The organism is Alkalibacillus haloalkaliphilus C5, from assembly GCF_000269905.1.
In the GTDB taxonomy this organism is placed as follows: Bacteria; Bacillota; Bacilli; order Bacillales; family Alkalibacillaceae; genus Alkalibacillus; species Alkalibacillus haloalkaliphilus_A.
Map to the genome: position 1 here is coordinate 1 of NZ_AKIF01000005.1, position 24,361 is coordinate 24,361.

The 24,361-nt window shown below is 37.2% G+C and carries 20 protein-coding genes and 1 pseudogene; 10 read left to right on the forward strand and 11 right to left on the reverse strand.

Translation table 11 applies throughout. The annotated features are described in order from the left end of the window. Positions 1 to 359 precede the first annotated feature (359 nt). Positions 360 to 1,994, forward strand: coding sequence for a BCCT family transporter (locus tag A194_RS0101005; RefSeq protein ID WP_017185024.1), 1,635 nt, complete (start codon positions 360 to 362; stop codon positions 1,992 to 1,994). Between the two features lie 44 nt (positions 1,995 to 2,038). Here A194_RS0101005 and A194_RS0101010 read toward each other — a convergent pair whose 3' ends face one another. The 3 genes from A194_RS0101010 to A194_RS0101020 form a co-directional block, all read right to left on the reverse strand. Beyond that, positions 2,039 to 2,500, reverse strand: coding sequence for a hypothetical protein (locus A194_RS0101010; RefSeq protein ID WP_029424937.1), 462 nt, complete (start codon positions 2,498 to 2,500; stop codon positions 2,039 to 2,041). 8 nt (positions 2,501 to 2,508) lie between these two features. Next, entirely contained in the window at positions 2,509 to 3,030 is a 522-nt protein-coding gene (locus A194_RS0101015; RefSeq protein ID WP_157783011.1) for a hypothetical protein, read from the reverse strand. 101 nt (positions 3,031 to 3,131) lie between these two features. Further along, positions 3,132 to 4,391, reverse strand: a complete 1,260-nt coding sequence (locus A194_RS0101020) for an L-lactate MFS transporter (RefSeq protein WP_017185025.1) — start codon at positions 4,389 to 4,391, stop codon at positions 3,132 to 3,134. Between the two features lie 277 nt (positions 4,392 to 4,668). Between A194_RS0101020 and A194_RS0101025 the strand changes: the two genes are divergently transcribed. Both A194_RS0101025 and A194_RS0101030 read left to right on the forward strand, forming a co-directional pair. After that, positions 4,669 to 5,712, forward strand: coding sequence for an SDR family NAD(P)-dependent oxidoreductase (locus A194_RS0101025; RefSeq protein ID WP_017185026.1), 1,044 nt, complete (start codon positions 4,669 to 4,671; stop codon positions 5,710 to 5,712). 71 nt (positions 5,713 to 5,783) lie between these two features. After that, on the forward strand, positions 5,784 to 6,518 hold the full coding sequence (locus tag A194_RS0101030) for a GntR family transcriptional regulator (protein WP_017185027.1): 735 nt from the start codon (positions 5,784 to 5,786) through the stop codon (positions 6,516 to 6,518). 315 nt (positions 6,519 to 6,833) lie between these two features. On the opposite strand, the pseudogene cshA reads toward A194_RS0101030, so the two are convergent. Continuing rightward, positions 6,834 to 8,338, reverse strand: a pseudogene (gene cshA / locus A194_RS16830) (degradosome RNA helicase CshA). 315 nt (positions 8,339 to 8,653) lie between these two features. Here cshA and A194_RS0101040 point away from each other — a divergent pair. The 3 genes from A194_RS0101040 (at position 8,654) to A194_RS20605 (ending at position 11,250) form a co-directional block, all read left to right on the forward strand. After that, positions 8,654 to 9,886 carry a TraB/GumN family protein gene (locus A194_RS0101040; RefSeq protein ID WP_017185030.1) on the forward strand — a complete coding sequence of 411 codons (1,233 nt, stop codon included), beginning with the start codon at positions 8,654 to 8,656 and terminating at the stop codon, positions 9,884 to 9,886. Between the two features lie 78 nt (positions 9,887 to 9,964). After that, positions 9,965 to 10,867, forward strand: a complete 903-nt coding sequence (locus tag A194_RS16835; RefSeq protein ID WP_237718728.1) for a glucose-6-phosphate isomerase — start codon at positions 9,965 to 9,967, stop codon at positions 10,865 to 10,867. Further along, a complete protein-coding gene (locus A194_RS20605; protein ID WP_017185031.1) occupies positions 10,831 to 11,250 on the forward strand; it encodes a glucose-6-phosphate isomerase in 420 nt (139 codons plus the stop codon). The genes A194_RS16835 and A194_RS20605 overlap by 37 nt, the downstream gene beginning before the upstream one ends. Before the next feature lie 139 nt (positions 11,251 to 11,389). Here A194_RS20605 and A194_RS0101050 read toward each other — a convergent pair whose 3' ends face one another. The 7 genes from A194_RS0101050 to A194_RS0101080 form a co-directional block, all read right to left on the reverse strand. Further along, positions 11,390 to 13,006: a glycoside hydrolase family 13 protein gene (locus A194_RS0101050; RefSeq protein WP_017185032.1), complete on the reverse strand. Its 1,617-nt coding sequence runs from the start codon at positions 13,004 to 13,006 to the stop codon at positions 11,390 to 11,392. Between the two features lie 13 nt (positions 13,007 to 13,019). Continuing rightward, complete coding sequence (locus tag A194_RS0101055) at positions 13,020 to 14,042, reverse strand: LacI family DNA-binding transcriptional regulator (protein ID WP_017185033.1); 1,023 nt, start codon at positions 14,040 to 14,042, stop codon at positions 13,020 to 13,022. A 14-nt stretch (positions 14,043 to 14,056) separates the two neighbouring features. Further along, entirely contained in the window at positions 14,057 to 14,869 is an 813-nt protein-coding gene (locus tag A194_RS0101060) for a carbohydrate ABC transporter permease (protein WP_017185034.1), read from the reverse strand. Then, on the reverse strand, positions 14,869 to 15,729 hold the full coding sequence (locus A194_RS0101065; RefSeq protein WP_017185035.1) for a carbohydrate ABC transporter permease: 861 nt from the start codon (positions 15,727 to 15,729) through the stop codon (positions 14,869 to 14,871). The genes A194_RS0101060 and A194_RS0101065 overlap by 1 nt, the downstream gene beginning before the upstream one ends. A gap of 81 nt (positions 15,730 to 15,810) precedes the next feature. Continuing rightward, entirely contained in the window at positions 15,811 to 17,097 is a 1,287-nt protein-coding gene (locus A194_RS0101070) for an ABC transporter substrate-binding protein (RefSeq protein ID WP_017185036.1), read from the reverse strand. A 131-nt stretch (positions 17,098 to 17,228) separates the two neighbouring features. Then, complete coding sequence (locus tag A194_RS0101075; protein ID WP_017185037.1) at positions 17,229 to 18,098, reverse strand: ROK family protein; 870 nt, start codon at positions 18,096 to 18,098, stop codon at positions 17,229 to 17,231. A gap of 18 nt (positions 18,099 to 18,116) precedes the next feature. After that, positions 18,117 to 19,712: a glycoside hydrolase family 13 protein gene (locus A194_RS0101080; protein WP_017185038.1), complete on the reverse strand. Its 1,596-nt coding sequence runs from the start codon at positions 19,710 to 19,712 to the stop codon at positions 18,117 to 18,119. 217 nt (positions 19,713 to 19,929) lie between these two features. Here A194_RS0101080 and A194_RS0101085 point away from each other — a divergent pair, with 217 nt between their 5' ends. The 4 genes from A194_RS0101085 to A194_RS0101100 all read left to right on the forward strand — a co-directional run bounded on the left by A194_RS0101085 (position 19,930) and on the right by A194_RS0101100 (position 24,289). Further along, complete coding sequence (locus A194_RS0101085; RefSeq protein WP_017185039.1) at positions 19,930 to 21,096, forward strand: TraB/GumN family protein; 1,167 nt, start codon at positions 19,930 to 19,932, stop codon at positions 21,094 to 21,096. Between the two features lie 129 nt (positions 21,097 to 21,225). Next, positions 21,226 to 22,272: a hypothetical protein gene (locus A194_RS0101090; RefSeq protein WP_017185040.1), complete on the forward strand. Its 1,047-nt coding sequence runs from the start codon at positions 21,226 to 21,228 to the stop codon at positions 22,270 to 22,272. A gap of 99 nt (positions 22,273 to 22,371) precedes the next feature. Beyond that, entirely contained in the window at positions 22,372 to 23,445 is a 1,074-nt protein-coding gene (gene rlmN / locus A194_RS0101095) for a dual-specificity RNA methyltransferase RlmN (protein WP_017185041.1), read from the forward strand. Positions 23,446 to 23,542: 97 nt separating this feature from the next. Then, entirely contained in the window at positions 23,543 to 24,289 is a 747-nt protein-coding gene (locus A194_RS0101100; RefSeq protein WP_017185042.1) for a coiled-coil domain-containing protein, read from the forward strand. The last annotated feature ends 72 nt before the right edge of the window (positions 24,290 to 24,361 follow it).

Consider the following 24,361-nt stretch of genomic DNA (forward strand, 5'->3'; position numbering starts at 1 on the left):
CTTGGCAGTCTCAGATTGGTGCTTTTCGATTTTTTTATGCAACGTTTTGTAGTCCATCGTTTCACCTCATGAAAGCTTCTTAACTATTTATTATATCAACAATGAGCAAATTCTACTAATTTAACAGGACAGGACGTCAGCTTGTAACTTAAAAGTTATTATGTTAGGGTAATAAACGGCGTATGAATAGTACATATAAGTCCAGTATGTCAATATTCACCGTATATTAGTTTTATGTGTTCAGCAAAAAATGTTTCAATAAATTGATTTAGGGTATTTTATTGAATGTACACATAGAACTTATGACTCATTAATGTTTTTATAATGAAACTGGATTTAATATTTTAGGAGGAGAATCTATGTCAAAGAAGAAACAGAAGGGGTTGACCTCATTTAGTCAAGCAGCTAAGACCCCTGCTTTTATTATTTCATTGATTATCGCTTCAGCATTTGTTATTTTGGGATCTGTTCTACCTAATTTTGACCATTATATTGACGTAACGTTCAACTGGGTGGTAACGAACCTAGGATGGTCATTTATTTTAGGTGGAAGTGCCTTTATATTAGTGACGATCTTCTTAATCTTAAGTCCTCTTGGTGAAATTAAACTAGGTGATGATAATGAAAGCCCGATGTATTCCACGCCTGCATGGTTTGCCATGTTGTTTAGTGCAGGTATGGGTATTGGTTTATTATTCTGGGGTGTATCAGAGCCGATTAACCACTATGATTGGCCAGCGTATGGTGAAGGTGGAACAGCTCAAGCATTACACGCAGCATTACAATATTCATTCTTCCACTGGGGACTTCACCCATGGGCGATTTATGCAGTCGTAGCATTATCATTAGCTTATTTCTCATATAGAAAAGGTTTACCGATGTTACTAAGCTCAACGTTAGAGCCGTTAATTGGTCGTGATCGTCTAAATGGTGTTTGGGGTAATACAGTTAACATTATCGGTGTTATTGCGACGTTGTTCGGTATATCAACATCACTAGGTTTAGGTGTTATGCAAATCGGTGGTGGTTTTTCAACGCTATTTGGAATCCCGAACTCTGAAGGTTTATGGTTAATGATCATTGTTGTTGTAACATTGCTAGCTATTATTTCAACATCAACAGGAATTGATCGAGGAATTAAATGGTTAAGCCAAGCAAATTTAGGTGTAGCTGGTTTATTGTTATTGTTTGTCTTTATTTTAGGGCCAACTTTATTCATCTTACAGGCTATGACACATTCAACAGGTGGTTATTTACAGAACCTGTTTTCAATGTCATTCGGTATTGATGCAGCAGGAGAAGGTGCTGATGGTTGGTATGATGCATGGACAATCTTCTACTGGGCTTGGTGGATTGCTTGGGCACCATTCGTAGGTTCATTTATTGCCCGTGTATCTCGTGGCCGTACAATTCGTAGTTTTGCTGTCGGTGTGTTGTTAGTGCCGACTGCCGTAAGTATTTTCTGGTTCAGTGTTTTCGGTGGTACAGCATTATTCCAAGAACACTTTACAGATAATAGTATTATGGACGCTGTATTCGAAGATGAGGCACAAGGATTCTTCGCATTGTTAGAAGGCTTCCCATTCTCATCTGTCCTCATTGCAGTTGCGATGATTTCTTTAACAATTTTCTTTATTACGTCATCTGACTCAGGTACGTATGTAATTGGTATGTTAACGTCTAAAGGTAATATGAATCCACCAATTGGTTTACGTATTACTTGGGGTATCATTGAAGGTGCATTTGCAGCCGTATTACTAACGGCTGGTGGACTAGGAGCATTACAAACAGCATCACTAGTCGGTGGTTTCCCATTCATGATCCTCATGTTCTTAATGATGTACTGCTTGATCTGGGCACTATTTAAAGAACTAAGTGATGGTTCACTACCACGTGAAAGAGAAAGAATTTACAATGCACTTGAAGACTTACGAGAAGAAAATAAAGTTGCAGATGATGTTATTACAGATGAAGCTGAACAAAACAATAATTAATTATTGCTAAAGCCCTGGGGATTCCCCAGGGCTTTGTTATGTTGTTATGTTGTTTGCTCTGCCTTTTGAACGTCTTCATCTTTCTTATTGAATAGTTGTTTAAACTTAGATGAAACATTAAGCAGTTTTTGCTGTAGGTCAATACTTGGCTCCATATCTTCAATGTTTAATTGATATGTTCTAACCATTGCAATCATAGCGATTGGGTCAACAAAGGCACGTTTAACCATTGAAGTAAAAATGTATGCCCCGATAATCGCAAAATACCCTAGTATTCCAGCTGCACCAGCATTGTCGGTAATCATAGAAGCTAGAGCCATAAGTGGGAATACAGTAATTAAAAAGACTGCAATATTAAGGATGTAGACGAATGCTACAATTCCAGCAGCTGTTATAATGATTTTCTTCCAACTTTGTGCATAAAGGACTACTCCATCACAAGCATTTTTCCATACACTTTCCTCATTCTCGGGTTCTGCATCTTTAGCTTCACTTTTTCTAAGCATAATATAGCTTAAGATTGCTTCATCAACATAGCGAAGCTGACGGCCATAACTTTACTTAAAATACTAATAATGTTTTTCGCACCTGGAATGAAATTAAAGAAGTTCCCAATTCTCATTAACCAACGTTGAATTTGTTTAACAGCTCCATAAATAATTTTATCAACGACGAAGGCTACATTGGCTGATCCGAAGTTGTTTACGACTTGATCTTTACCATAGCTAATTTGACCCTTTCCATCTGGCACTGATCCTTTACGTAAAAGCTCAGTTACAACAGCTATATGGCCAACTTTCACCATATAAAGGAAATACCTTTCAATGAATCGCAGTAGACCAAGTACACCGAAAAATGTTACCACCATGAGGAAAATAAAGAAACCAGAAGCGAATTCAAACCACCTAAATAGTAAAATACCTAAACCGAGCATTAGTCCTAAAAAGATCAGTGAAATTGCTCCAAATATGAGGTAGACCAAGATCCTAGAGATGAAAAAGGGAATTGTCCGTTTAATTAGTTGTAATATACTCATTTTGTTAACCCCTCCCAACGTGAAAATTCCCACCTGTTAAAGGTTATGGTCGGAAGAGGCGAAATAGAAGATAAATAAAAAAGAGGGGAAGCCCCCTCTTTTTAAGCAATCATTTCTTCTTCTTTAACGCTTTGTTTTTCTTGGCGTTTAATATCGAGTTGTAACAATAAGGCGATTATTAATGCAGCAGCCATCAGCGCCATAAACAAGTAGAAGACAGGCATGTAGCTTCCTGTACTACTATAGATCTGTGTTACGACACTTGGCCCAATAATGCCACCTAAAGACCAAGTTGTTAGAAGGTATCCGTGAATGGCACCTAAGTTTTTCGTACCAAACAAGTCACCGATGAAGGCAGGTAAGTTGGAGAAGCCACCTCCATAACAACTAACGACGATAAATATTAAAGCTTGGAATAATAGCACGCTTGTGATGTTTGGAAACGAGATAAATGCAACGAGTTGTAGTGCAAAGAATGTTATAAATATGGCAGGTCGTCCAACATAGTCTGATAAAGCAGCCCAACCGAGGCGACCACCCCCATTAAAGATTCCCATGATTCCTACCATTGTTGCAGCAGCAGCAGCAGAAAGTCCAACGACTTCCTGAGCCATTGGTGATGCAACTGAGATGATCATGATACCGGCTGTTGTATTGATGAGCATCATCGTCCATAACATCCAAAAGCGCCTTGATTTAACGGCTTGCTTAGCAGTCATTTGTGCTAAGTCTTTCTTAATAACTTTCTCACCTGAAGCTATATCACGTTTCATTTTAGCGGGCATCCAACCCTCTGGAGGTGGGGCAATGTAAGAAGCGCCTAAAATGATTACGATGAAATAAGCAACACCTAATATGTAAAACGTTGATGATACACCAACAGCATTCATAAGAATTTCTGCTACTGGAGCTGTAATTAAAGCCCCTGTACCAAAACCTAAAACAGCCATTCCCGTAGCTAACCCTCTTCGGTCTGGGAACCATTTAACAAGTGTAGAAACAGGTGAAATGTAACCAATTCCTAAACCTAAACCACTTGCAAAGCCGTACATTAATAAGAACAGGATGTGAGAATCAATTGCTACGGCTAGTCCAGAGCCTGCCTGACCTATACCGAATAAAACGGCAGCGAACATAGCTGAACGTCTAGGGCCTTGTTTTTCGACAAATGGGCCGAAAAACGCTGCAGCAAAACCAGCTAGTCCCATCATAATTGTAAAGGCTAAAGTGATCTGTCCAGTAGACCAACCAATCGTATCATGAATAGGATTTGTATAAACACTGTAAGCATAAGAAGCACCAATTGATAAATGAATTGCGATAGCAGATAGTGCGATTAACCAACGATTTTTGTTTGCCATATCTATTACCTCCATTGTGTCGATTTTTGGGATAGTTTTTATTTTACTATTTATCTTCAGACAAATAAATAGAAAATTTACAAAATTTAAATAAATTTAACTTGTTAGCGGTTGTAAAAGTTTCGTTCTATATGAAGTGAGCACTCACAAAATGTTTGTTCAAATTTGTAGATTTTTGTAGTCTTGCGTTATAAACTAGTGTTAGAAGAAATAATTAAGTAGAAGTTTTATTATTTTGTTACGGGTTCGAATATTAGAAAGGGTTTGAGGCTTTTTTATGAATATATTTATTACTGGTGCAACAGGGTTTCTAGGGACTAAATTAGTTCAACGGTTAGTTAATGAAGACCATAACGTCTATTTATTAGTAAGAAATAAACGGAAGTTAGAAGGTGTATACAATCAAGTTCCAGACACTCAACACGATCAAATTAACGTAGTTGAAGGGGACTTGTTAGATGAAGGGTTAGGTATTTCACCTGATATGGCTAATCAGATGCAAGGTAAAATTGATGCTGTTTATCACACAGCGGCTTATTTATCCTTTGATGAGTCAGAGCGCAATTTAGTATTTGATATTAATCTAAGAGGAACAAAGCGTGTTCTTGAAGTTGCTAAGCAATTACAGATAAAGAAGTTTATTCACGTTAGTACAGCTTATACATTAGGAGAATCAACGGAAGGGTATGAAAAACTACACTCGACAGACAATGATTTTGTTAATGCTTATGAAGAAAGTAAATGTCATGCAGAGCATTTAGTTATGTCATACAAAAATGACTTAGATGTCACGATTGTTCGACCAGCAATTATTATTGGAGACTCGGCTACAGGTGAAGCGGATACAACGTTTGGGTTGTATGGAATTTTACGTACTGTACAGCTGTTGAAGAAGCGTGCAGAGCGTAAACAAGATAATCAAGTTTATCGTTTGCTTATTGAACGTGATACGGTATCGAATTTAGTTCCTGTTAATTTCGTCATCGATGTTTTAACATTAAGTTTAACAGCAGGGGAACCTAGTACCATTTATCATGCAACGAATCCTAATCCGCCGACAAATGGTCAGATTTTCAAGGCGATCAAGGAAGGAATAGATTTTCACCAAGTTGAGATTGTGTCTTATGAAGATGAGAGTTTACTGACTGAGGAAGAGAAAAAGTTAAATCAGCCGTTAGAAGTGTTCAAACAGTATTTAAATCGATCCATTACGTTTGATCGTACAAATACGAAGAGGCTATTAAATCAAATGAAGCAAAAAGATTTAAATATGGATGAGCAAGTGCTTTTAACAATAGTACAAGGCTTTATGAAGTCGTAAAGACAGGTGAATAACCTGTCTTTTTTCAAGCTGAATATTTTATTGTAACAAAGGGCAGAGAGGGATTTTGTATGAAGTTTGTTAAGCAAAGTGATGGAAAACCATTATATCAACAAATTGCCAAGTGGATGACTGAACATATTAACCTAGGAAAGTGGAAAGAAGGTTATAAACTACCAGCTGAAGAGGAGTTAGCGTATCAGTTAAATGTAAGTCGTGGGACGGTGAGAAAGGCGATTGCTAAGCTTCTAAAACAAGGGTTGCTTGAACAAATTCAAGGCAAAGGAACGTTTGTTAGAAAGCAGAAGATCTCATATCCTTTTGCGCAAGAACTTATCTCGTTTGCAGAAGCAATGGAAATCAAAGGGTATTACTTTGATACAGATGTTGTGTCGTATAAAGTGATGCAACCGAGTGAATGGGTACAAAATAAATTAGAAGTCGGTTTGTATGACTTAGTATATTACGTGAAACGCGTAAGGAAGATTGATTATGAACCTGCTATTATTATTGAAAATTGGGTTTCGATAGACAGGTGCCCAGGTGTAGACCAAGCGAATATAAATGAAAAAGGGTTGTTCAAAGTAATTGAAGAGTGTGCAGATGTTGAACTAACCTATGGTGTGCGAAGTTTTGCAGCTAAAGCATTAAATGAGGAAGAAGCGAGGTTGTTAAATTTAAAAGAAGGCGCCCCCGTATTATACTTAGATCAACAAACATTTGGTCCCAATGATTTACCTTTAGAATGTTCGAGAATTGTTTTAAGAACAGACCAATACGAAGTGGCGTCAGTATTAAAGAGATAATATAGGTTACAGAACAAATTGTTAATACACAAAACGCGAACGAAATCATATGTTGAATTTGTTCGGGTTTTTCTAATTACCGCTCCCTCAAAATGCTTCGCTTTTACCCACAGGCCCCGCTTTTTGGGCCGAGGAGGCTCGAGCCGTGCCCGCGGCAAGCGTCCACCGAAAGCGGATCACCTGATACCAACGGTACAGGTAAAAGACACCCAACCTTTTTAGTAAGAAATTGTACAGTTACCCCAACAAACATTTTAGAGTTAAATATAAAAAAGCTCGGTTTAGATAAATAATCTAAGCCGAGCTTCTTCTATATTATTGGTTTTTATTACGGTGGTTTCGTCTGTTTCCGCCATCTTGTTTTTGGTTATTACGGCGTCTACGTCCATCGCGGTCGTTTCTACGGCCGCCACCGCCACCACCACGACGGTTTTGATTACCACCACGTCCACCGCGTCCACCACGGTTGTTTTGTTGTCCTCCACCTTTAACACGCTTTACACGTAAAGGTTCAACGGCAGTTAGGTTTACAGGCGTTTGACTTGGCTCTTTCGCAAGAAGTTTGATCGCTGAAGCGACAACATCGACAGCATCTTCTTCAGATAATAAACGTTTGGCTGCTTCACGATAATTGTCACCTTCATGAGCCCAAACCGTTTGTTTTAATTCTTCGATAGCACCTTCTTGTAAGCCTTCCATAACATCTTTATATGTTGGGAAAGACTGTTTTTCAATTTGGCGTTTCGTTAATTTTTCAATTGTTTTTAGGTGATCCATCTCACGTGGTGTAACAAATGTATATGCACTTCCTTTTTTACCAGCACGACCAGTACGTCCAATACGGTGAACGTAGCTTTCTGGGTCTTGTGGTAAGTCAAAGTTATATACGTGGGTGACACCTGAGATATCTAGGCCACGAGCTGCAACGTCTGTTGCAACTAAAATGTCAGTTGCTTGGTCTTTAAAACGCTTAATGACTTTTTCACGTTTAACTTGTGGAATGTCACCGTGAATACCTTCAGCTGAATAACCACGCTTCAGTAAACCTTCAACTACCTCATCAACGCGTTTTTTCGTTCTACCGAAAATAATCGCCAAATCAGGGGATTCAATATCTAATGAGCGACAAAGAACATCGAACTTCTGATTTTCTTTAACGTCATAGTAATATTGATCAATGTGGTCAACGGTTAACTGCTTTGATTTAACGCGGACAATTTCAGGCTGATTCATGAACTTTTCTGCTAATAGCTGAATACGCTTAGGCATTGTCGCTGAGAAAAGTAATGTTTGGTGCTTTTGTGGCATTTCAGCTAAGATTGCCTCAATATCTTCGATGAAGCCCATGTTTAGCATTTCATCTGCTTCGTCTAAAACAACTGTTTCGATGTTTTGCAATTTAATAGTACGTCTTCTAATGTGGTCTAATAGACGACCAGGAGTTGCTGCAATTAGTTGTGGACGACGTTTTAGAGCTTTAATTTGACGTGTAATGTCCTGTCCACCGTAAATTGGTACAGTCTTAACACCTTTATTTTGACCAATACGGTTTAGCTCTTCAGCTACTTGGATTGCTAATTCACGGGTAGGTGCAATAACAATACCTTGCACGTCTTTGTTTGCTGGGTCGATCTTTTGGATCATCGGTACACCGAATGCTGTAGTCTTTCCTGTACCTGTTTGTGCTTGCCCAATTAAGTCCTTTCCTTCCAATGCTGTTGGAATGCTTGTGCTTGAATTGGTGTTGTTGTTTCAAATCCCATTTTAGCTAATGCTTCTAAGACATTTGCCTCAATGTTTAATTCGTTAAATGTTTTCAAACTTGTTCCTCCTAAAAATTCTCTTTACCTATATTATTTACATAAAAAAAGTAGCTAATGCTAAATGTCGGAAAAAAAGTGGAATCCTACATTTATAGTAGCTACGTGACTTTTCTTCTTATGGGCAGAAATTGGAAAACTCGTGCCTAGTTTCTATTCTGCAATGTTTCACAACACAACTTTACATCGGCAATAGTACTTATTGTATGTATAGACGATTTATTATAACCTTTAATACTGATTTTGTCAATTTTTACCCGAGGCGAGACAGCTTTGTGGAAAAACATGTATAATTAAGAAGAGGAGGAGATAATTATGAAAATGATAAAAGTATACATATTGATCATTCTTTTTGTATTATTAGGTGCATGTTCAGATGATACGGTTACTTTTAATGATGAAAATCTAGAAAATGCGGTATTAGATGAGTTAAGGATTAATGAGGAACTTACGGAAAGAGGTGTTGAAACGGTTACTGACCTTGATTTGTCAGGTGAAAATATCGACTCTTTATCTGGAATTGAAGCACTCTATAACCTTGAAGTGTTAGATGTATCTAACAATAATATTGAAGATGTATCTGTTTTGTTAGAACTTAATTCCTTAGAAGAAGTGACAATTGCGGCGAACCCTGTAATAGATGACAGTGAGCAAAGCGAGTTGTTAGGTGAACTTTCTGAACAAGGGATTACTGTTATAGAAACACAGCAATTGGGTGATCCTGATGGCCCAGGTGGTTTCTTATGGCAAGTTGAGAATGAAGAAACGACTGTTTATTTATTAGGTACAATTCATGCAGGTACGAGAGACTTTTATCCATTACATGAATCAATTGAAACTGCCTATTATGAGGCAGATGTTGTTGTGCCTGAAATTAATCTAAATGATTTAAATATGTATGATATGCAGCAAACACAACAAGAACTAGGGATGTATGAAGAAGGAACGACAATAGAAGACCATGTCTCTAGTGAGGTATATGAACAGCTAGATGAAATTATTAGTGACTTAGGTATGGATATAGAAATGGTTGAAAGCTATAAGCCATGGTTACTATCTTCATTAATTCAAAGCTTGCGACTTCAACAGTTAGGCTATCTTCATGGTGTTGATGAGTACTTTTTAAATCAAGCAGTGATTGACGGAAAAGAAGTTGAAGCTTTAGAAACGTTTGAATCCCAGTTTGAAGTACTTGCTAGTCCTTCAGAAGAATACCAGATGGCAATGTTAGAGGATTCTTTAGTTAGTTTAGATCAATTTGATGAAGAAATGACTAACATGTTTGAACTTTATAAAGCAGGCGACCCGGACGACTTAGTTGAGTACTTATTTGATGAAGATGCTACTGTTACAGAAGAAGAAGAGGCATATATGGAAGAGTTAAATGATAATCGAAACTATAATATGGCAGAACAAATTGATGAGTATTTAACAACAAATGATGGTATGACGTATTTTGTCATTGTTGGAGCTGCACATTTAACCATCGAGCCTCACATCGTTTCTATTTTAGAAGAAGAAGGGTACACAGTTGAACACATCCACTAATTATCTTCCTAACATTTAAAAGCTTAAAAAATTTGGTATAATACGAAGAAGATATTCAACGAGAAAAGGGGACGGATGATGATTAACGTAACTTACTCAGGACAGAAACAAGATGTATTAAACCAAATTCAAGTTTCTCGTCTACATTCTATTCATGAAGATTTATATAAAAAGCAAGGTGCAGGAAGTGAGTTCTTAGGTTGGCTAGATTGGCCAAGTGGACTTTCAGATGAGTTCTTGAACAATATAAAAAGTACTGCAGAACAAATTCAAAAACAAGCTGATGTACTAATCGTTATTGGTATTGGCGGTTCTTACTTAGGAGCTAAGGCTGTCATTGAAGCGTTAAAGCCACATTTCGAAAAGAACCCTAATTTTGAAGTGTTATTTGCTGGTCACCATGTTAGTGGGGCTTATTTAAAACAGTTAATGGACTACATAGATGACCGAGAAGTGGCTCTAAATGTTATTTCTAAGTCAGGAACAACGACAGAACCAGCGATTGCTTTTCGCTTCTTACAGAATTATATGGAAGACCGTTATGGAGAGGAAGCTTCAGATCGAATTTACGTAACGACAGACGAGAATAAAGGAGCTCTCTTAAATCTTGCTAAAGAAAAGGGTTATCAACGTTTTGTTGTGCCTGATGATGTAGGTGGACGTTATTCTGTATTTACAGCGGTAGGGTTATTACCAATTGCTGCAGCAGGCTATAATATTGATGAACTTATTCGTGGTGCTAAACAAGCTGAGGAAGAATTATCAATATTTGACCCAGAAAATAATCCAGCTATTCAGTATGCAGCTATTCGTCATAACCTATATGAACAAGGGTTTACAAATGAAGTGCTAGCAACATTTGAGCCGAAGTTGAGCTACGTACAAGAGTGGTGGAAGCAACTTTATGGTGAGAGTGAAGGTAAAGAACATAAAGGTATCTTCCAGTGTCGGTCACTTATACGACAGATCTTCATTCTTTAGGGCAATATATTCAAGACGGAAAAAGGGACTTGCTAGAGTCGTTTTTAATTGTTGAAGAAGTAGATGAGGACTTAGAACTGTTTGAAGCGGAGCAAAATGCCGATGAGCTTAACTATTTAGCTGGCACGTCATTAAACGACTTCAACTTAGTTGCTTATGAAGGAACATCAAAGGCTCACTTATCAGGTGGCGTTCCACAAATCGGAATTCACTTGCCAAAGGTTGATGAGTATCATATTGGCTATTTATTATATTTCTACATGTTAGCATGTGCTTATAGTGCATATTTACTTGATATTAACCCATTCAACCAACCGGGTGTTGAAGAGTATAAGACTAATATCTTTAAACTTCTAAAAAAGCCAGGCTACGAAACAGAGTAAAATATTTATAAAGTCTAAAAGGTGACCTCGAAGCTAATTCAGGTCACCTTTTTTAGTAAGGAATTGTACAGATACCATAAAAAAACCCAGCAAGAGTCATTTGTTATATCTCTAGCTGGGGTGTAATTCATTTATGGTTTTACTTAACTTGATAAACCCTTGCTTCGTAAGGTTTTAGCACAGTTTCGTCAACTTCTGAGTAGTTGTTTAATAATAAGTGACCTAATTCGTATTGGGATAAATCAATAGGAGTTCGGTCTTCGCTTAAGTTAGTCAATACAAGAACTTGGTCTTCGTTCAACGTTCTAGTGTATGCAAAGACAGTTGGTGAACTTTCAAAAACGAGGTCATACTTACCATATGTGAACGTCTCATTAGATTTTTTAAGTTGAATCATGTGTTTGTAAAATGACAGAACAGAATTAGGGTCATTTAACTGTGATTCAACATTAATTGTTTTATAGTTAGGGTTTGTTTTAAGCCAAGGTGTGCCAGTAGTAAAGCCGGCATTCGGTTCAGCTGACCATTGCATCGGTGTTCTAGAGTGATCGCGGCTTGTTACGTTTAATGTGTCGATAATTGCTTGAGCACTTTCACCTTGTTCGCTTTGTTGTTTATAAAAGTTATGGTCTTTAATGTCATTGAAATCATTAATCGAAGAAAACTCAGCATTTTTCATACCAATTTCTTGACCTTGATAAATGAAAGGGGTTCCTTTCATGAAGAAGTACATAACGCCTAAAGCTGTTGCGCACTCGTACCAATAATCTTCGTCATTCCCCCATGTTGTCGTGGCTCTTGGAATGTCATGGTTTTCGATAAATAAGGCGTTCCAACCGTCTTCATCTAATGCGTGTTGCCATTTCGTTAGTACTTCTTTCAGTTTTGGGACATCGACACCTGCATCTGAATTACGATCCCACAAATCAAGGTGTTCAAATTGGAAGATCATGCTGAATTTACCTTCATCTTTTCCTACCCATTTATAAATATCGTCTGTGCTAACACCATTTGCTTCTCCGACAGTCATAATATCATAATTTGAAAACGTCTTATCATATAACTCTTCTAAGTAGTTGTGAATACCGTCAACATTCATCATGTGTTCCCACGGTGGTTCAGCGGAGCTTTGTCCATTTGGCAGCCCCTTTGTTTTTTTAATATGGCTAATAGCATCAACTCTAAAACCATCAATGCCTTTATCTAACCACCAATTAATCATGTCGTAAATAGATTGTCTCATGTCTTTGTTTTCCCAATTTAAATCGGGTTGTTTGACTGAGAATATGTGTAAGTAGTATTGGTCGCTATGTTTGTCATACTGCCATGCCGGGCCACCAAAGATACTTTGCCAATTGTTTGGTTGGTCAGCCCAAATGTACCAATCACGCTTAGGGTGATCTTTTGATGAGCGCGACTCGATAAACCAAGGGTGTTCATCACTCGTATGATTGACGACTAAGTCTATAATCAGTTTCATATCACGCTTGTGTGCTTCTTCTAATAACCGATCAAAGTCATCCATCGTTCCAAACTCTTCTAACACAGCTTGATAATCACTAATATCGTAACCGTTATCTGCATTAGGTGATTTGTAAAAGGGACAGACCCAAATGACATCAATACCTAAGTCTTTTAAGTAGTCGAGTTTTTCAATGATTCCTGGTATATCACCTATTCCGTCACCATTTGAATCATAGAAGCTTCGTAAATATATTTGATAGGCTACAGCCTCTTTCCACCAAATTCTTTCCATAATCATACCCCTTCTAGTTGTTCCGTCTACAAGAGCCACGTTTAATCAGTGTAGAAGAAACGATTTTGTGTGTGTCTTGTATGTTTGGTTGATTAATTTTATCTATTAACAGAGAGCTAGCTTGAAAACCAAGGTCATAAATAGAAATATCTACAGATGTCAAAGGTGGTCTTAAGTGTTCAGAAATTTTATGGTTATTAAAGCTAACGATCGACACATCTTTTGGTACAGTAATTTTCAACTCTTCTAAATACCTAATTAACTCATATGCTACTAAATCGTCATGAGTCACAATGGCCGTAGGTGGTTCAGATCTGTTCATTAATTGGATCACCGAATCTTGATCAATACTAGCTGTCATTTCTTGGTGAAAGATTAAATCCTCTCGATACTGGATACCAGCTTTTTTCAAAGCTTGTTTATAACCAGTTAAACGGTCTTGTGACACGACAAAGTCTAAACTACCACCTACGAAGGCGATCTTCTCATGACCTAACTCAACTAAATGTTGAACAGCTTCTTTTGAGTTCTCAATATTGTTATTGTCGACGTAAGTGAACTGGTTTGGGTTTACACTAGGTCTACCGACAATTGTAAATGGAAATGAAGAGTTTGCTAAGTAATCTATCGTTTGATCATTCTCTTTTGAATATAGCAAGATGATCCCATCGACTCGTTTTCCTTGAACCATTGACACGACTTCATTGTACACTTCCTCTTCTGTAGCACCAGTCGTTAAATATAACCCGTACTGGTTCGCATGCGCTGTAGCAGAAACGCCTCTTAACACTTCTGGGAAGAAAGGGTTTTGAAATGATAATGCGGCGGAATTTGCCATGACAATACCAATTGTATTCGTTTTATTTGCCACTAGATTACGCGCTTGGAAATTAGGATAATACCCTAACTCTTCCATAACTTCACGAACACGATTCTTAGTTTCCTCGGTAATACGAGGGTTGTTAGCAATGACGCGTGAAACAGTTGAAGGAGAAACATTAGCTTTTTTGGCAACATCTTTTATTGTAACGCTCATAGAAACACTCCTCTTTATTTAACAGCCCCATCAGTAACACCTTTAATGATCGCCCTTTGAGCAAAGAAGTAACCAATAATAACTGGTAGAATTGCTAAAGTAAGACCTGCCATCGCAAGGTGCCATTGTGTAGTGTATTGGCCAAAGAAGTAAAACATTCTTAACGGAATCGTCTCACTACCAGGGCTATTAATAACTAAGGATGGTAGTAAGTAATCGTTCCAAATCCAAATAGTATTGAGAATTCCGACAGTGACAGTAATAGGTTTCAACATAGGGAAGATAATGTACCAAAATATTTGAAACTTATTTGCCCCATCAATTCTCGCTGCTTCATCTAAGGTTTCTGGAATATTATTCATCGCCCCGTGATATAGGAAAATGGATAAGCTAGAACCAAAGCCTAAATACATGAAAATTAACCCGCCACGGTTTAATAAATCAATTTCGCCGAAAAGGGAAACTAATGGAATCATAACAGATTGAAACGGGATCAGCATCGCAGATATAAATATGAACAAAATGACTGTACTCACTTTGCTTTTAGTTCGTGCTAAAGCATAAGCTGCCATGGCTGAGAAAAAGATTATAATTACAATACTAAACCCAGTTACTAAAACGGAGTTAAATAAAGTTTGTAAGAAATTCATTTCTTGAAATGCTTCAATATAGTTACTGAATTCAAGGGAGGAAGGCAAATTTAGTGTTCCTTCAAACAATTCACGCTGTGTTTTAAATGAGTTAACGAACATTAAGTAAAAAGGTGCAATCCATATTAGTCCTAGTAAAACTCCAAGAAGTTCTAGGCGCCACTTTTTCCACTTCATTACATCTGCACCTCCCGTTTCTTATTAAAGTAAACTTGAACTAGTGTGATAGCTGCCACTACGATAAAGAAAATAACAGCTTTAGATTGAGCGTATGCGAATGAGTTTTGAACGAATGCCGTATTGTAGATTTCCATCGCTAACATTTCAGTCGAATTGTATGGTCCACCATCTGTTAAAGCTAAGTTTTGATCGTAAAGTTTAAACGTATTAGATAATGTCAAAAACATACTTACGGTGAATGCTGGTGCTACAAGAGGGAATACAATATGGCGGAATCTTTGCCACGCTGATGCACCATCTATGTGAGCAGCTTCAATTAATTCTTTTGAAACCCCTTGTAAATAAGCGATATAAATTACCATAATATAACCCGACATTTGCCAGCTCATTAATATGACTAATCCCCAAAAACCAGTAGTTGTCGTAGAAAGCCAACCTTGCATGGCTTCAATTCCAAACGCCTGGCCAATATTAGCGAACACGCGAATGAAAATGAACTGCCAAATAAAACCTAATATTAAACCACCAATTAAGTTAGGCATAAAAAAGACAGTTCTTAAAAGGTTGTTAGTCTTAATTTTGGATGTAACAATTAAAGCTAATGATAAACCAATTACATTAATCAAAATGACACTAGCTATTGAGAACTTAATTGTAAACCAAAGAGAATCTATAAAACGTTGGTCTTGTAGGGCGTTAATATAGTTTTCGAATCCGACAAAATCACCTGTCGTAATGCCGTTCCACTCAGTAAATGAATAATATGTACCGACACCGAGCGGTATAATAACAACTGTCGTCAGTGCAAATAGTACAGGTGTTAGAAATAACCAATATGATAAATCTCTCGTGCGCACAATGATCTCTCCCTCTTTTAGCTTGAAAATGAAACAAAGTAGCAAAGCTGCTACTTTGTTTCACTTCTAGCTTTTCACAGATTATTCTCTAGAGGACTCCCAAGCTTCTTGTGTCTCTGAAATAATTTCGTCCCAGGTAGCTTCTTCACTTAAGTATTTCTGAATTAAAGCTCCTAATTGATCTTCACCCCAGCCAGTTGGGTAACCCATAAATACCCAGCCAATTGTTTGATCATTTTCTGAGTACTCATAAATTGTTTGAGATAATGGGTCATTAATGTCTTCAGCATCATACCCGTCGTATGCAGGAATAAAGTTAAAGTCATTTACAACAGCTTCTTTACCTAAGTCAGAAGTGTATAACCAATCTAAGAAATCTTTAGAAGCTTCAACAACGTCTTCATCTAAGTTCTCGTTAACTGCCCAATACATCGGAACCCCTACTGGTAGTAATCCTTCTTCGTAACCTTCAACTGGAATAGGCATTATGTCGATACTATCAATAGCAAACTCTTCGTCAATGCCAGCAATTGAAGGGTATACCCAGTTACCTTGTTGAATAATAGCAACACGTTGTAATGAGAATAGTTCTTCAACTTGTTGTGAATAGTCTAAACTTACAGTTGGTTGTGCTGAGTATTCGTTTTGTAAATCAACAATTGATTTAAATGCTTCACCGTATTCGAATTCTACCCCGTCAGCATCATAAGCATCAGTTACATTGTGGTTGAATTCAGGTGCTAAAAATGTGTTAGATAAATGAAGTCCCGTAACCCATGCTTCTGCACCTGGAAAAGCAAATACAGCATCTAAGCCTAACTCTTCTTTTTGAGAATCAAGTGCTTCAACAGCACCTTCTAAATCATCAAGGCTTTGGATAGAATCTACATCAATGCCAGCCTCTTCAAAGATTCTTGTATTATAAATAAACCCATAACCTTCTTGGTTGTAAGGTAGGCCATAAATGCCATCATTAACAGTTACACCATCTAAAGATCCAGGAAGTGCAGCATTAGCAGAATCTGTTTCAGATAGGTCTGCTAAGTAATCTGACCAGTCTTCAACATCCTGTGGTCCTCCAACGTTGAAAATTGATGGCTCATTACCTGAGTTGAAACGTGAACGTAAAGCCGAACCATAATCTTCACCGCCACCAACAGTCGTAATATTAATACTCACATCTGGATTCTCTTCTTCGTAAGTATCAGCAAGCTGTTCGAATTCTTCTCTGAATTCTACTTTAAACTGAAATACGTCTACTTCTACTTGATTGTCACTTGAACCGTCATCACTGCCACAACCAGCAAGCAAACCTCCCGTTAACATAATTGAACCTAACAAACCGGTACTCCACTTTTTTAAATTCATTGAAATAAATCCCCCTAAAGTTAAGTTTGTGAAAACGTTTGCACAAAACCGTAAAAAAATAGCGCGTAAACGCTTTCATGTTTGTTAAGTGAAATGTTATCATAATGAAAACGTTTGCGCAACAAATTTTTTTAATTATCTAAAACTAATAAACTTGCTCCCAACATTCCTGCTTCATTACCGAACTGAGCGATCTTGACGTCTATTGGATTTAATAGGTGATCATTTAATTGTTCTTTTAAAGTATCAAACCAATATTCAGCAGATTCTGACACACCACCACCAATCACAACGCAATCCATATCGAAAGTTGCTTGTAGAGAACTAATAATGACAGCTAAATCAAAAGTGAAGGCATTAATAAGTTCTTTAGCTTTAGCGTCTTGGTCAGCATTTAAAAATAACTCTCTTGGTGAATATGGAAGGTTGGCTTCTTCAATACGTCGTTCAAGTGCTGTTCCTGAAACATATTGCTCAAAACATCCTTTATGACCACATGGACAAGGGTGACCATTCGGATATAAGATCATATGACCAATTTCTGCAGCCCCTCCATTAGGACCTCCAGAAACGATATAGTTATCTAAAATAATTCCACCACCTAGCCCTGTACCTAAAGTCAAACAGACCGTTCTTTCATAATCTTTAGCGGCTCCAATTTTTGCTTCAGCTAGGGCTGCGACATTTGCATCGTTATCGACACGGACTAGTTTGCCAGTTGCTTCTTCCAATTGCTGCTTCACTTCAGTTCCAGACCAGCCAGGTAACAATTCTGTAGCATAAACAACACGCCCACGTTTTGAATCGACAAAGCCATGTGTTCCAATCCCAATTCGTTCAACGTCAGGATGTTTCTCTAAGACGGCTTTGATCTCTTTTTCTAGCGAATCATAAAGTGGAAAAATTGTTGGAACTTGCTCATCTAAGTGTACATTTAAGTCTTCATCAACAACACCCATTCTAATTTTTGTCCCGCCTATATCAACACCTAGTACTTTCACTTTTCATACCTCCAATTATTAATCTTTATATACAATCGTTTCATAAGGTCGCAATGATAATTGATGACTAGTAGCTTGGATATCATAATTTTGAATTAAAATTTCTCCTTTAGGTTGTTCATTAACTTCAACTGTTTGGTTACTGAAGTTGCAGTATACCGTGATTGTTTCACCTTCTCCTTCTCTTTTATAAGCAAATAAGTTAGGGTGTTCACGGTAGATTAATTTGAATTTACCCGTTGTAATTAAATTCATCTCTTTTCTTAGTTTAATTAAAGTTTTGTAGTAATTATAAATAGATTTACTCTGATTTAAATCGCTTTCAACATTAATGTAGCTAAAGTTAGGGTTCACTTGAATCCATGGTGTTCCAGTAGTGAAGCTAGCTTGTTCATGAGATGTCCATTGCATCGGTGTTCTAGCATTGTCACGACTAACATGGTGAATTTGGTCTAAAATCTTACGTTCTGGTATTCCATTATTCTTTTTCTCGTCATACATGTTCAATGTTTCAATGTCTTTATAATCAGCAATTGAAGAGAATGCTACATTTGTCATACCAATCTCTTCTCCTTGATAGATGTAAGGTGTTCCTTGTAGAAAGTGTAGACAAGTTGCTAGCATTGTTGCTGACTCATAGCGATAGTTTGTATCATCACCGAAGCGTGACACGATTCTTGGCTGATCGTGGTTGTTCCAATATAAACTGTTCCAACCTATATCATATAAGGCATTTTGCCATTTTTCTAGATTTTCTTTTAAATCAATTAAGTTTAACGGTTTATAATCCCATTTCTCATCAGGCCCGTGGTCTAAATCCATATGTTCGAAAGTAAAGATCATATTAACTTCACGGTTGTTAGGATCTGTGTAAACTTGAGCATCTTCTGGTGTTGTCCCTGGCATTTCACCGACTGTTACACAATTATAATGGGATAGTACTTCATCATTCATCTCTTGTAAAAACTCATGAATTCGTGGGCCATTCATGAAATAGTCACTTCCGTCACCGTTCGGCCCGTCTGGTAAGTCCGGGTGTTTAGAGATGAAGTTAATGACGTCCATACGAAAACCATCAACACCTTTTTGTAACCACCAATGCATCATTTCGTAAATTCGCTTTCTTAGTTCAGGGTTTTCCCAGTTTAAGTCAGGTTGCTTTTTGCTAAACAAGTGTAAATAATATTTACCTTTTTCTTCGTCATACTCCCAAGCTGAGCCACCAAAAATCGATTGCCAGTTGTTTGGCTTCTCTCGCCATATATAATAATCTTCATGCTCTTTAAACCATTGATGCTCATCTGATGTGTGATTAACGACTAGGTCCATCATAAGCTTCATGTCGCGCTTATGTACTTCATCTAGTAGTTGTTCAAAGTCTTCCATCGTCCCAAACTCAGGGTTTATACTGTAGTAATCGCGTATATCATATCCATTATCATCATTAGGTGAATCATACACTGGACTTAACCAAATTAAGTCAATGCCCAACTCTTTTAAGTAATCAAGCTTTTCGATCATGCCTTGTAAGTCTCCAACCCCATCACCATTTGAATCGTTAAAGCTTCGTGGGTATATTTGATATACAGTTGCCTTTTTCCACCAATCTTGCATATGTTCGCTCCCACCCTTTCAGTTATGTAATTATTAACTAATTTATCATAGAAGCGACTTTTGTAAATAATCAAAAATTGTTTGTTTCGTTACACGGGCTCTATGTATATACATAAGTAAATGTTTTCTAAAATTTTAATAAAATAATTTCTTCATGATGGTAATTTAATGTTAAACTATTGTATATGTAGAAATACAAGGGAAAAGGAAGTCTAATATGGATGAAAATAACATTACTCGACTCGATATAGACGGAAAAGAAGTTATTATAATTGGTACTGCACACGTTTCGAAGCAAAGTGCAGAACAAGTTAAAGAAGTAATTGAGACCGAACAACCTGATTCTGTTTGTGTCGAACTAGACGAACAACGTTATCAATCAGTTCGAGAAGGTAACAAATGGAGAGATATGAACATATTCAAAGTCGTTAAAGAGAAGAAATCAACTTTGTTGTTAATGAATATGATGATTTCATCTTTCCAAAACCGTGTTGCAAAACAATTTGGCATTAAGCCTGGTCAGGAAATGATTCAAGGGATTGATTCAGCTGAAGAAGTTGAGGCTGATTTAGTGTTGGCTGACCGTAACATCCAGACGACATTTTCAAGAGTTTGGCGAAGTATCGGGGTCTCAGGCCGTGCAAAATTAATGCTATCAATTCTTTATAGTATTTTTAATCGCGAGACCATTTCTGAACAAGAACTTGAGAAGATGAAGCAACAAGATATGCTGAACTCTGTTATGCAAGAGTTCACTGAAGCTTTTCCAAGACTAAAAAAGCCCTTAATAGATGAACGTGATCAATATTTAGCCCAAAAGATTAAAGATGCACCAGGGGATAAAGTGGTAGCCGTTTTAGGTGCAGCACACGTTCCAGGGGTTAAGAAAGAAATTAATAAGGAACAAGACTTAGACCGACTAACGACTGTACCGCCTAAGTCAAAAGCGCCGAAAGTAATCGCTTGGATGATTCCAATATTAATTTTATCCATCATTGCTTACACATTTATGAATAACCCTGATGCGGCATATCAACAAACACTTAGCTGGATTCTTTGGAATGGCTCGATGTCTGCTTTAGGTGCAGCGATTGCTTTTGGACACCCGCTGACGATTGTGACCGCCTTTTTAGTAGCACCGTTAAGTTCATTGAACCCGATGCTAGCTGCGGGTTGGTTTGCAGGTATTGTGCAAGCGTCGATTCGTAAACCACACGTTTCAGACTTTGAAAATATAGCTGAAGATGTTACAACAGTTAAAGGTTTCTGGCAAAACAAAGTGACAAGAATTTTATTAATTGTCGTACTAACGAATATCGGAAGTTCATTAGGTACGTTTATCGGTGGGGCAGACGTTATTCGCGTCTTCTTTGAGAATTTATAAAAGGAAATTGTAAGTTGAGAGCTGGGTTATGCCCAGTTCTTTTTTTGTTATAAAATCATTTAAAAAGAAGGAAGAATTTATCTTGTATAGAAAATTAGTGTAGATAGATGTCGGAAGGGGTCAAACAAGATGAGTCATACAAATAAATTTATTATGCAAATTGGAGTATGTATAGGGGTCATTGCTTTATTGTCTTTCGCTATTGGAATAATGTTAATTAGTTCTCGAATTGAAACGTACCAAGATGAACAGATCGACTCTGCTACAAGAACGGTTCAATCAGCGATGCAATCAACGCAACATGCGACAGATACAATAGAACATATGGTAGAGATGCGATTGTACACAGCATCTAAAGGAATAATGACAGACCTTGGTGGTCGAGACATTAACGATATTAGTCAAATTGAGCTAAGAGAAATAGCTGACCAATGGGATGTTCAAGAAATATCACTATGGGAAAGGGAAGAGGGTGACATAGTGGTGACACAGTCAACGGATGATACACAAGTTGGCTTACCATCACAAGACTGGGGGTATTGGTATACAGCTTTTGATCAGCTCATGTCACAAGAACCAGTTACTGTTGAGGAAGGATTTGCTTTAGATAACTTTTGGGTAGGACCGATCTCACGTGCTGAGTTATTTGATCACATTTATTATAAATTTGCTTATTATTATGATGGTACAACTGATTATATGGTTAATGCCTATATCGAGGATGAAGAAATTTATAGTGTGAGCTTTGAATCAGGACCTTCTGAAGTCATTTCTCAAATCGAAGTACACAACGACGTTGTAGAAGAGATAGCCGTATTAAACGCACCAACCTGGCTAAAACGTGATGAAGAGCATGAAGTTATTGAGCCTGAAACAGATCTTCCTGTCTTATACGGGCATATGACACTAGATATTAGTGAAGATGAAGAAATGGTTGAAGCGGCTTGGCAACAAAATGAGTCACAAACCGTTGATTTTACAATGGACCATAATAATTACCGCAAGATTTATAAGCCGTTAGAGCATGATCGCGTGATGGTTACCGTAATGAATTTAAATAGTGAAGAGTCATTAAAACAACAATTGAGTTGGGTCTTTTTCGGTGCTATGACTTTAGGTGTTGTTTGCATGCTTCTAATCATGAGAGTTGTTGCAAAAAGAGCAAATAAAGCGTAAGCAAATTTGGAACATGTTGTCTATATAAATTACTTGATACATTGTGTTATATCCATTAGTATTAACAAAGTAACCTAGGTATTGAAATGAGGGTTTAAAATGAAACCATCTATTTATGGACTAACACAAGAAAAATTACAAAATTGGTTAGTCGAAAATGGTGAAAAGCGCTTTAGAGCTGACCAAGTATGGGATTGGCTATATCAAAAGCGTGTTAAATCGTTTTCTGAGATGAAAAACGTCAATAAAAAAACAATCGAACTATTAGAAGAACATTATCAGATCCAGTCATTAACTGAAACAATAAAGCAAGAGTCACAAGACGGAACGATTAAGTTTTTATTCGAGCTACCTGATGGCAACCATATCGAAACTGTATTAATGCGTTTTGATTACGGACTTTCTGTTTGTGTTACGACACAAGTTGGTTGTAATATTGGTTGTTCTTTCTGTGCAAGTGGTATTTTAAGTAAGAATCGCGACCTAACAAGTGGCGAAATTGTTGAGCAAATTATGAATGTTCAACACCATTTAGATGAAAGAGGCGATGATGAGCGTGTAAGCCACATTGTTGTTATGGGGATCGGTGAGCCATTTGATAACTACGACAATACGATGGACTTCCTACGTGTCGTTAATGATCAAAAGGGGCTTTCGATTGGGGCGAGGCATATCACTGTTTCTACTAGTGGTATTGTTCCGAAGATGTATGATTTTGCTGATGAAAACATCCAGATTAACTTAGCGCTATCACTACATGCACCGAATAATAAGCTAAGAACAGACATTATGAAAATTAACCGTGCTTATCCAATTGAGCAATTGATGGATGCTGTTGATTATTATTTAGAAAAGACAAATCGCAGAATTACATTTGAATATATTTTGCTACATGATGTCAATGATCAAAAGGAACATGCGTTAGAACTAGTGAAGCTACTTAAAGATAAGCGTCACCTATCTTACGTCAACTTAATTCCGTATAACCCGGTAGAAGACCATCCTTATGATCGTAGTAGTAAGCAAAATATTTTAACGTTCTACGAAACATTACTTGAAAATAATATTAACTGCGGTGTTCGTGTTGAACAAGGTAGTGACATCGACGCAGCTTGTGGTCAGTTAAGAAGTAAACAACTTATTAAAAAGTCTAAGGCTAAATCAAAAGCTTAATATAGTGAAGTGCCTGTTACGAATAAAATCGTGACAGGCACTTTTTATATGGACATTCGCATATGGTATAAGTAAGACATTAAAGGGATGTGGAAACATGACATTATACATTAATGATGGTGAACATCCGACTGTGTATCGATCAAAACGGAAAGTAAGTGCTCATAATCAAGATTATACGAAGTTTGACAGGTTATCAGAGTGGATGGAAGAACAGCAGAAAGTCAACCGTTCGTTAAAGCGTTCAAATAGCTTTCTTAATCAGTTGTATGAACGGCAAGATCATATCCAAACACAAATGGATACACAAGTTCAAGAACTTGTAACTAAACAACATAGCCATGATCAGTTTAAACAAGATGTATTGGAGAGATTGCGCATGTTAGACAACAAAAGCAGCCAGTTGGAAGAGTGGCTTAAAACTGAAGAACATGCTCGAGAAGATCTAATTGATCAAGTTAAAAGTATAAATGAGTCAAATAAAGAAATTATAAATAAAATTACCGATCAAAAAGTTTCAAACGATGAGTTAATTGACCAATTAAATCAAATTGTTAGCGCTCACGAAGAGATGAGCGAACAGCTTAAACACTTTGATGAAAATCAAAAGGAAATGTCAGAACAAGTCCAAAGACAAGAAGCATTAATGGAAAAGCTCCATCGACAAATGCTTAACTTTAGATCCATTTTATATGAACGAAGCCATCATTTAGCAGAAAAGATTGAGGATCAGTACGAAATAACGTCATCTTATGTTCATCAACTGATGACAGGTAGTGACAAACCACTAACGATGGTTATGACTAAGAAGGAACAAGAAACAGATCAAAAAGATAGTATGTAATTTAGTTGATGACTCGGTATTGAGTCACCTTCTTATAGCTCAACTAGAAAAATCGCCTAATTATTTCAAAAT